At 47.3% G+C, this 11,180-nt stretch carries 2 pseudogenes; both read right to left on the bottom strand.

The annotated features are described in order from the left end of the window. Positions 1-6,689: pseudogene (gene fenA / locus KXD37_RS24005) on the bottom strand (fengycin non-ribosomal peptide synthetase FenA); the annotation flags it as partial. Positions 6,690-6,714: 25 nt separating this feature from the next. Continuing rightward, a pseudogene (gene fenE, locus KXD37_RS24000) lies at positions 6,715-11,180 on the bottom strand (fengycin non-ribosomal peptide synthetase FenE); the annotation flags it as partial.

Below are 11,180 nucleotides of genomic sequence, written 5' to 3'. Positions count from 1 at the left end.
CCGAATTCCCGAATGAGCGTATTGACTGACACACCGTCTGAAATAATGTGATGCATATCGACCAGTAATAGATGCCGCCCGTCTGATACCTTGACGATCCCCGCTCGGAACAGCGGAGCTTGGCTGAGCTCAAACGGCTGGATAAACGCTGCCGCGGCTTCCTGTTCAGTTTGTCCGCCGAGCACAGAGGTGTGGAATGTAAACGGCACTTCGTCATGGATGCGCTGAACCGGCTCGCCGCCTGTGTCCGTTGTAAAGGACGTCCGCAGTGACTCGTGGCGTTTGATCAGCTTTTTGAATACGGCATCCATTCTTGTAAGATCCAGCTTTCCTTCCAGCTCCAAGACTGCCGGCATATTGTAGCCTGTGCCTCCATCCTCCAGCTGCTGGAGCACATACATCCGCTTTTGGGCGGAGGAAACCGGGTAGGTCTCGCGTTTTTCAGCCGGCTTAATGGCTTCATACGGACTTTCCGTTCCTTCGCTGATGACAGAAGCCAAACCTTCTACCGTCGGATGGGCAAACACATCCTTCAGCGGCACTTGGACGCCGAGTTCCTTGGCGATCCGGGAGACAAGCGCGGTGGCTTTTAAGGAATGGCCGCCCCGGTCAAAAAAGTTGTCGTGAATGCCGACAGGTCCGCTTTTCAGCACTTCCTCCCACAGCTGGGAAAGCTTCATCTCTGTCAGGTTTCTCGGCGCTGTGTAGGTTTCCCGATCTGCCGCTCCGTCAGGAGCAGGCAGCGCTTTTCGGTCGAGCTTTCCGCTCGGGGTAACCGGCCATTGTTCCATCTCAATGATATGAGCAGGAATCATATAGCCCGGAAGCAATGTCTCAAGCTGCTTGCGCACTTCATTTCTCCCGAGCCCTTCCGCATACGCACATAATTCCGCCTCGCCGAATTCTGTACGAACAGTCACAGCCGCTTCCCGCACGCCTTCTATGCTTCTGAGCGCCGCTTCGATTTCTCCCGGCTCAATCCGGTAGCCGCGGATTTTCACCTGGTCATCCAGACGGCCGAGGAATTCAACCTGTCCGTCTGGGAGCCAGCGCGCCAGATCACCCGTTTTGTACATGCGCTCTCCCGGATAAAATGGATCATCAAGAAAACGTTCTTCTGTTAATTCCGGACGATTCAAGTAGCCTCTGGCGACGCCGGCTCCGGCGATATACAATTCTCCGATACATCCAGCAGGCAGCATCCTCTGCTTCTGGTTCAGAATATACAATCTGACATGATGAATAGGTTTGCCAATGGGAATGCGGTCAAGTTTTTCATCCAGCGGGCAATCAAAGAATGCCGCTTCTACAGTAGCTTCGGTAGGCCCATAGGAATTGGTTAATGTAACATCTGGCAGCAATTCACAGAACCGAGAGACAAGATGTGCCCCCAGCTGTTCGCCTCCAGAAAACACCCTCTTCAGCCTGTTCGTTTTGATCGGTACAGGGCCATTTTTTAGATATTCTAAAAACGCATGAAGCATAGAAGGCACAAAATGCATCGCTGTAATCTGCTGTTCTTCTATGACCTTCAATATCATGTCCGGTTCTTTTTCGCCTCCTTGAGGAAGCAGATAAACAGAGGCGCCAGCATACGGCCACCAAAACAGCTCCCATATCGAAGCATCGAAGGAATACGACGTTTTATGCAAAATGACGTCCGATTGGTTCAAAGGATAGCGGAACTGAAGGGAATTTAAAAAATTCACTGCAGATTGATGTTCAACCTGTACACCCTTAGGTCTTCCAGTAGAGCCGGATGTATAAATCACATAGGCTAAAGAATCCGGATAGACTTCAACATTTGGATTGGACAGACGACGTTTCAGCCCGCTGTTTAATTGACTGAGATGAACGATTTCTCCATCAAAAGCTGGAATGTCTAGATTGTCAGATTGAATAAGGAGAATGCCAGAATCGCTGTCCTTCAGCAAAAAGCGGATCCGTTCCTCTGGATAATCCGGGTCAATAGGAAGATAAGCGCCGCCTGCTTTTAGAATCGCATAAATCCCGATCAGCATTTCAGGGGAACGCCTACCCATAATGGCAACAGTCGTTTCGGCTTTTACTCCGCGGTCGATCAGCTCCCAGGCTACACGGTTAGCCTGTTCGTTCAATTCCTTGTAGGTTATCTCTCCGTCTTCAACGATCACGGCCGGTTGGTCAGGTGTTTTTGCCGCTTGCTGTTCGAGTGCATGGTGCAGGGTCTGTTTCAACGGATAGCCTGTCTCCTCAAGCGGATGGCACGAGTCAATGAAAGACCTTTCTTCTTCTATTGTCAGGATCGGGATATTGTCCAATTCCATGTCAGGACTGGAAGCTGTGTTTTCCACAAGTGTCATAAAAAGGTCGGCCCATCTTTGAACGGTATCTTTTTCAAACAAAGCGGTACTGTATTCAAACTGACAGTACAGCTCAGCCTCATGCTCTGTGACATACAGGGAAATATCGAACTTAGATATCGGATGCTGCAAATCGTTCCATCTAAGCAGCAAATCATTCATTTTCAGCGTTTGCTTTTCCATATTTTGCAGCACAAGTGTTGTATCAAACAGCGGATTCCGGCTCATTTCCCGCTGCACACCGAGTTGATCAACCAGCTCTTCAAACGGATAATCCTGATGCTCATAGGCTTCCAGTGCAGTCTGCTTGACTTCCTTGAGAAAATTTGTAAATGTCTTATTGCCGGCTGGGTGCGTCCGGAGCGCTAATGTATTGACGAACATGCCAAGGACCGATTCAAGATCGGCATGCGGGCGTCCGGCAATAGGCGAACCGATCACGATGTCTTCCTGACCGCTTAACCGCGACAAAAAAGCTGAATACAATGCGAGTAGCGTCATGTACAGCGTGCTCTCATTTTTGCGGGCTAGCTGCTTCAGACGGGACGTGATTTCTTCATTCATTTGAAATAAAACTTTGCCGCCTGTAAAATTCCGTTCTGCCGGTCGGCGCTTGTCTGTTGGGAGCTCGAGCACCGGCAGCTCACCGCTAAACTGTCTCAGCCAGTAAGTCTCCTGCTTTTTGTATGTGTCTCCCTTTTGAAATTCCTGCTGCCAAACGGCGTAATCTTTATATTGGATTCGTAACGGCTTAAGCGCCCGATCTGCATAGCGCTCAGTGAATTCGCGGATTAAAAGCTGAACGGATACACCATCGGAAATGATATGATGCATGTCCACCAGCAACAAATGCTTCTCGTTCGCCAGTTTCACAAGGCCAGCTCTGAATAACGGCGCTTGACTGAGGTCAAATGGACGGACAAATCCAGCAGCAGAGGCTTCTTCACTTAACGTAAACGGAACCTCACTGTGAATACGCTGTACGGGCTCGGCATCTTCTCCCGGCACAAAGGACGTTCGAAGCGGCTCATGCCGGCTGATCAGTTCCTTGAATACAGCAGCCAGTTTTTCGCGATCAAGCTTCCCTTCCAGTTCTAAAACTGCCGGCATGTTGTAGCCGACACCGCCATTATCTAGATGCTGGAGCACGTACATCCGCTTTTGAGCTGATGATACTGGGTACGTCGGTTGTTCTTTTGCCTGTGCAACCGATGCAAAGGGATTTTCCTCTGCATGTCGAATAATGAGAGCCAATCCTTCCACTGTCGGATGGGCAAATACGTCCTTCAGCGGGACTTGAACATGAAATTCCTTGGCGATTCGCGACACAAGCACCGTTGCTTTTAACGAGTGTCCGCCGCGGTCAAAAAAATTGTCGTGAATGCCGATCGGGGCTTCCTTCAGCACATCTTCAAACAGCTGCGAAAGCTTTACCTCTAACAGGTTCCGCGGAGCAGCGTATGTATTACTGCTGATTGAAGCTTCCGGTTCTGGAAGAGCTGATTGATCGACTTTTCCGTTCGGCGTCAAAGGAATGCTGTCAACCCAGACCCATTTGGCCGGAATCATATATTCTGGGAGCTCATTTGCCAGATATTGTCGCAAAGCCGAGGAATCCAGCCTGTGCATACTGCAATAATAAGCGCATAACTCATGTTCTTCACCTTGATTTTGCCGGATAAGAATAGCAGCTTCTTTGACCTCTGGATGCTTCATTAACGCGATTTCTATTTCTTGCGGCTCGATTCGATAACCTCTGATTTTCACTTGATCGTCGGCTCGACCGATATATTCAAAGCTGCCGTCTTCACGAATTCTCGCTACATCTCCCGTTCGGTACATGACCGCTCCGGGCCTGAAAGGATCGGGTAAAAATTTCTCTCGCGTCAGTTTATCGTTATTGATATAACCTCTGGCCACACTTGAACCGGAAATATAAAGTTCTCCTGATACTCCCCGAGGCTGCAGCTGTTTTTGGCGATTTAAAATATACAGATCAGTACAATCAATCGGTTTTCCGATCGGAGGAAACTCCGGAATTTGGTCACCCGGATGTATGGTATATGCCGACACTACATGAGTTTCTGAAGGTCCATAATGATTGTGCAAGTACATGCTGCGCTGACACAAAACATCTTTGAGGAGACTGGAAACGATTAATTGCTCACCGGCTGTAATCAGGTGTTTTACATCATGAGGAAACGCGTTCGCAAATTCCTGTTCGCTGAAAATCATTTTGATAAAAGCCGTTGGGAGAAACACAATAGTCATCTGATGCTCTTTTATAAATGCAAACAGCTGAGGCACGTCTCTTTTTATAGCTTCAGGCACGATATGAAGTGTGCCGCCTCCCAGCAATGTTGAAAATATTTCTTGATAGCAGACGTCAAAGGCAGGAGTTGCAAATTGCAAAACATCATTTTCAAAGTCAATGCCAGAGCGAGTGAATTCGAACTGCAGCAAGTTAGCCATATTTCGATGTTCAAATTGAACGCCTTTTGGTTTTCCCGTTGTGCCTGATGTGTAAATCATATAGAGCAGATCGTCCGCACTATTCACTGAATGTAAGCAGCTGCCGTCTTCGATTTGAGTATCTTCTATATAGGTAACATTCAGGCCAGTCTCAAGCAAAGGTGCAAAATGCGCTTGTGAAACGACATGAGAGCAGCCGCAGTCATTTAGAATATAATTTATTCTGTCAGACGGATAATGGGGATCGATTGGAACAATGGCGCCTCCAGCCTTCAATATACCGAGAATACCTGTAATGAACTCAGTTGAGCGTTCCATCATGATTGCGACAGGTTCCTGCCTCATAACGCCTTTTTTCCGCAAATGCCGTGCCAATCTGTTGGCGGATTCGTTCAATTCTTTATAGGTCAGAGAATGCGCTTGATCAATCACAGCCCGCGCGTCAGGCGTCCTTTCTGCCTGTTTTTCAAACATGGCATGGATGGTTTCATAAACTGGTTTGTGATCTTTGATTTCCCCAATCAGCTGCAGCTTTTCAGTGTCTGTTGTGATATCGATGTCTTCGGGTGAGAGATGCGGATGATCTAAGATTTGGGAAACAGTGTTCAAAAGATGCTCCTTAACAGAAAGCACAAAGGATCGGTCATGCAGTGCTGCATCATAGCTCATTTTTATATGGATTTCTTCCGCTGGCGCCACCATAAGATAAAAGCTGTAATTGGTTTCATCCGCTACTGTAAAGTTATGAATCTGAAAAAGATCTGAATCAGGCTCCTGGCTGTTCAGCATTTCTATTTCTTTCTGCACCGGATAGTTTTCGAATACAAGAATGTGATCAATCAAACCTTGCTTGACTGCTGAACGAGACTGTATCTCGTATAGAGGATGGTAGCTGTATGCTTCTGCAGCAAGGCGATCCTTTTGCATGTCTTTTACGAGCTGTAAAAATGGCGTTTTTGATCCATGCATCCGTATGGGAATCGTGTTGATGAAAAGCCCGACCATTTGTTCAATTCCTTCAATGTCTGAGGGCCTTCCTGAAATGACAGAACCAAATACCGCGTCATCACTATTGTTATATTTTTGAAGAAGAATTCCCCATAGGGTATGGAAAATTGTACTGAGTGTGACTTCTTCTCTTACGGCAAGCTCTGACAGCCTGCAGCTGTCTTCTTTTGAAAATGAAAATGTAATTTGCTCCTGCCTGCTTGTGCTCTTTGTTTTTTTCTGCTTCGGGAGCAAGGTTTGCTGCTTAATGCCGGAAAGATAATTGTCCCAATAGGAAACAGCTTTCTCTTTGTCTTGCTCCATCAGCCAATTGATATAAGTTCCGTATGGCTGAACGGGCTCCAATGATAATGGAGCCCCTTTTGTTTTTGATGCATAAATCTGAAGGAATTCTTTTAGTACAATGCCGAGGCACCAGCCGTCCATCATGATGTGATGAAAGGTCCAAATACAAGTATATTGCCGCTTTCCGGTTCGAATAAGTGTGATGCGCATGAGCATATCTTTTTGCAGATGAAACCCTTTGGCGCGGTCCTTTTCTTTTATTTGTTCGACAAACGCAGATTGGCCCGCTTCATCTAAATGAGCAATGTCCTCCTCCAGTACACTGACAGTCCGTTCCCTCAGGACAACCTGCTGAGGTGAAGAGACATTTTGGCTGATGAAAATCGTTCTGAAAATGTCATGTCTTGCTACTAAAGCATTGATGCTCTCTTGGAAAAACTGCAAATTGACTTCTCCCTCTATTGTAAAAGAGGCTTGTTCAACATATGCCCGTGAATCTTTTTGCAGGAGGGAATGAAAAAGCATTCCTTCCTGCATATAAGACAGCGGATAAATATCCTGTATTGAATTCGCTTTTGTCATGTTCATATCTCCCTGTCACGATTTTCTACAAGTCTTCCACCAAGCTGGATATACTGTCCAAATCCTCTGCCGTTAATGATTGGCTGCTGAAATCGCTCAGCGTCTTTTCTGTGTTCTGTTTTTCAGCACAGTGTTTCATAATATCCCGCAAATAGCATTCAATCATGTTGATGAGCCGCTCCATTGTAACCCTGTGAAACCGTGCCGGCGGATAGCTGAGCTGAAAATGAAGCTGATTTTCTGCTGCCATCGCACTCATCTCAATAAGCTGCTCCCGCTTCCAAGTAGGAGTGATGTCCTTACCGCTCCCAAGACCGGATGGGCGGAAACGGTCTTGACTTTCTCTGTCGTTGAACTGCCCTAAATAGTTAAAGCCGATTTCAGGTGTTTTTGAAAACACCATGCTTTTATGTTCGGGATGTGTAAGATATTTCAACATGCCGTACCCTACCCCTTTGTTCGGTATCCGGCCCAATGTATCTTTCACGGTTTTAACTGCGGTTCCAAGCTCATCCGCTTGATTTTCAAAGTCAATAAGGACGGGGTAAATGGATGTAAACCAGCCAACCGTCCGGCTGATGTCTAAATCCGGCAGAATGTGTTCTCTCCCGTGTCCCTCCATTGCCATACGGAGCTTGCTGCCCCCTGTCCAGTCACAAATCGCTAAGGAAGCCGCCGTCAATAGAATATCTTGTGTATCTGTGCCATAAGCGTGGTTTACCTTTTGCAGCAAGACCGCGGTGTCTGCTTCAGTGAGTGAAAAGCGCAATGTTTCCCTTACACTGCTGTTCATATTCTCCATATAAGGCATTTCGTATGGCAGTTCCGCTGCTTTTTCCTCTTCAACCGTCCGCCAGTACGTTTCCTCGCGAATCAGCTTGCTGCTTTGGGCATAATCTTGAATTCGCCGTGCGTATTCCTGATAGGAATCTGTTTTAGGCGGAAGCTGTATAGCCTGTCCTGAAGCTGCTTGATGATATGCCGCTGACAGGTCCTCCAGTAAAATTCTCCATGATACCCCATCAACGACCAAATGATGAATCGTGAGAAATAAATAATCTCCGGACAGCGTTTTAAACCAAGCGGCATGCAGTAATGGTCCTTGTTGGAGATTGATACTTTGCTGAAGATTTGCCACTTCTTCTTTAATGCTCGTTTCCCAATCGATTCCCGGATCTGAAAAATCAGAAATCCTTAAGCTGTACAGTTTGGATTCATGAATATCTTGGTTGATTTGCATCTGTTGTCCGCTATCATCCCGATAAATCATCCGCAGGGCATCATGATGCTCTGCCAGTTTTTTTAATGATGCGCGCAGTGCATTTTCCGACAAACAATCAGGACTAAACAGCATGACAGACTGGTTAAAATGGTGTCTATCTTCTATATCCTGAGAGAGGAACCAATGCTGAATAGGTGTCCATGGGACAGCTCCCTGAACAGATCCTTGGTCTATTACTCTTTCTGTCTTCCGGATGACTGCTGATAAATCTTTTATGTTCGGATGGCGGAATAAATCGCTTGCATGCAAGCTCCACCCATAACGTCCGAGGCGCGCGGATACTTGAAGAGCCTTAATTGAATCTCCGCCTAGTTCAAAAAACGAATCTTCTATTCCGATCCTCTGTGTCCCGAGAACCTCCTGCCATATGATCGCAAGCTGTTCTTCAAGGTCATTTCGAGGCGGGACGTACGTTTGTTTAGATGTAATATCTGGTTCAGGCAGTGCTTTTCGGTTCAATTTTCCGTTGGCAGTGAGCGGGAGAGCATCCATTTCTATCACATAGGCCGGCATCATATAGCCTGGCAGCATTTGAGAAAGGTGAGTACGCACTTGTTCAGCATCTGTACCCTCTTTTACGCTTATATAGGCGTAAAGCTCCTTGCTGCCTAATTGTCCTGTTCGCGCCAATACAGCTGCTTCTTTGACACCGTCTATATGACGAAGCGCTGATTCAATCTCACCGAGCTCAACCCGGTACCCCCTTATTTTTACCTGATCATCGACACGGCCTACATATTCAATTGTGCCGTCCGGCAGCCAGCGTGCCAGATCACCGGTACGGTACATTTGTTCGCCGGGCGCAAATGGATTTGGCACAAATTTCTCTTTCGTCAGGTCTGGTCGACCAAGATAGCCTCTTGCCACACCATCTCCGCCGACACACAGTTCACCGACAGCTCCGATCGGCTGCAGCATCCCCCATTTATTTAAGATAAATGCGGTTGAATTACCAATCGGCCGGCCGATCGGAATGGAATGTTCATACAGTTTTTCAATGTGAAAACAAGTTGAAAATGTTGTATTCTCAGTCGGCCCATATCCGTTCCAGATTGACAATTCCGGGCATGCTTGCTTGATTCGATTGACATGACTGGCTGACAGAGCTTCTCCGCCAATAATCAGATTTATGAGCCGGGAAAATATTTTCTCATTCTGTTCTGTTAAATGGTTGAAAAGAGATGCAGTCAGCCACATTGTGGTGATTCCGTTTTGTTCTATGTATCTCTTAAGCTGATGGGAATCCAGAAATGTTTCTTTATCTGTGAGATGCAAAGCAGCGCCATTTAGCAGCGGCCCGAGTATTTCAAATGTAACGACATCAAAACCGAGTGAAGAAGTCAGCAGAAGCCGGTCTCCAGGTGTAAATTCAATGTAATTGCTGTTTTTGACAAGACGGATCACACTTCGCTGCTCAATCATGACACCCTTCGGTTTGCCGGTTGAACCTGAGGTATAGATGATATAAGCGAGTGAATGTGGCCCTGCTTGAGATTCAAAGTTCTTCGTTTCTCCTTGTCCTTGAATCTCTTCGATGACGATTTGCTCACATGTAAGCTCTAAGTCTAATCGTTGATTGTTTGCTTTTTCAGATTGAAGAAGTATTTTTGCACCGCTGTCTGACAGCATATATGATATTCGGTCAGGAGGAAGATCCTTAGCGATAGGCAAATAGGCTCCTCCAGCTTTCAAAATGCCGAGCATTCCTGCTGCAAGTTCTGGAGTTCGTGTTGTCAATAATGCAACTACAGTTTCAGGTCCGACTCCTTTTCTCCGAAGAACAGCAGCAATCCTGTTTGCCCGGATGTTCAGCTCCTTATACGTTAATGTTTGTTCATCGCCGGCCACAGCTATGGCATCAGGCGTTTGTGCAGCCTGTAACTCAAACAGCCTGCTGATGGTTTCATGTCTCGGATACTCTCTTTTTGTGCAGTTGAGTTCATGGATAAGGAAATGGGTTTCATTCTCGTCCAATACATGTATTGTTCCAAGTGCTGCTTCGCTGTCTTGGATGATGGCGCGTAGCATATTCATTAAATATTGAAGCCACATTTCAATCGTATTTTTCTGATAGAGATCAGTGCTATATTCCATTTGAAACATCATAGATCCATTAGCTCCCTCGTACGCATACAGGGTTAAATCGAACTTTGATACTTGATGTTCCACATTTGTTGCGGGCCGGAGACACAGGTCCTTCAGCTGCATGGATTCTTGGTCCATATTCTGAAGCACAAACATCACATCAAACAGCGGATTTCGGCTCATATCCCTCGTCATGCCGAGCTTGTCGACAAGCTCTTCGAACGGATAATCCTGATGTTCGTAAGCTTCCAATGCGGTCTCGCGCACTTCCTGCAAAAATTGCGCAAATGGCTTCCCGCCCTCCGGGCGTGCCCGAAGCGCCAGGGTGTTGACGAACATTCCAAGTATCGGCTCAAGATCTTTGTGAGGACGTCCGGCAATTGGTGACCCGACGATGATGTCTTCCTGTCCGCTTAAGCGCGACAATAACGCTGTGTAAGCTGCCAGGAGCACCATGTACAGGGTGCTTCCGTTCTCGCGTGCGAGCTTGTGAAGTCCGGCTGTGAGTTCTTGATCGAGCGTAAATGAGACTTGATCACCCGCGAAGCTTCGCACCGGCGGCCGGGCGTAATCAGCCGGCAGGTCCAGTACGGGCAGCTCGCCTTCGAGCTGCTTCAGCCAGTACGCCTCCTGCGTCTTGTACGTGTCTCCTTTTTTAAAGGCCTCCTGCCATACGGCATAGTCTTTATATTGAATGTGAAGCGGAGGAAGCTCCTGATTGGCGTACAGCTCCCCGAATTCCCGAATGAGCGTATTGACTGACACACCGTCTGAAATAATGTGATGCATATCGACCAGTAATAGATGCCGCCCGTCTGGTACCTTGACGATCCCCGCTCGAAACAGCGGAGCTTGGCTGAGGTCAAACGGCTGGATAAACGCTGCCGCGGCTTCCTGTTCAGTTTGTCCGCCGAGCACAGAGGTGTGGAATGTAAACGGCACTTCGTCATGGATGCGCTGAACCGGTTCGCCGTCTGTGTCCGTTGTAAAGGACGTGCGCAGTGACTCGTGGCGTTTGATCAGCTTTTTGAATACGGCATCCATTCTTGTAAGATCCAGCTTTCCTTCCAGCTCCAAGACTGCCGGCATATTGTAGCCTGTGCCTCCATCCTCCAGCTGCTGGA

It is taken from the genome of Bacillus sp. XT-2 (assembly GCF_025696525.1).
In the GTDB taxonomy this organism is placed as follows: Bacteria; Bacillota; Bacilli; order Bacillales; family Bacillaceae; genus Bacillus; species Bacillus halotolerans.
Note: the sequence above shows the minus strand (reverse complement) of the source record. Positions and strands in the feature narration are given on the sequence as shown.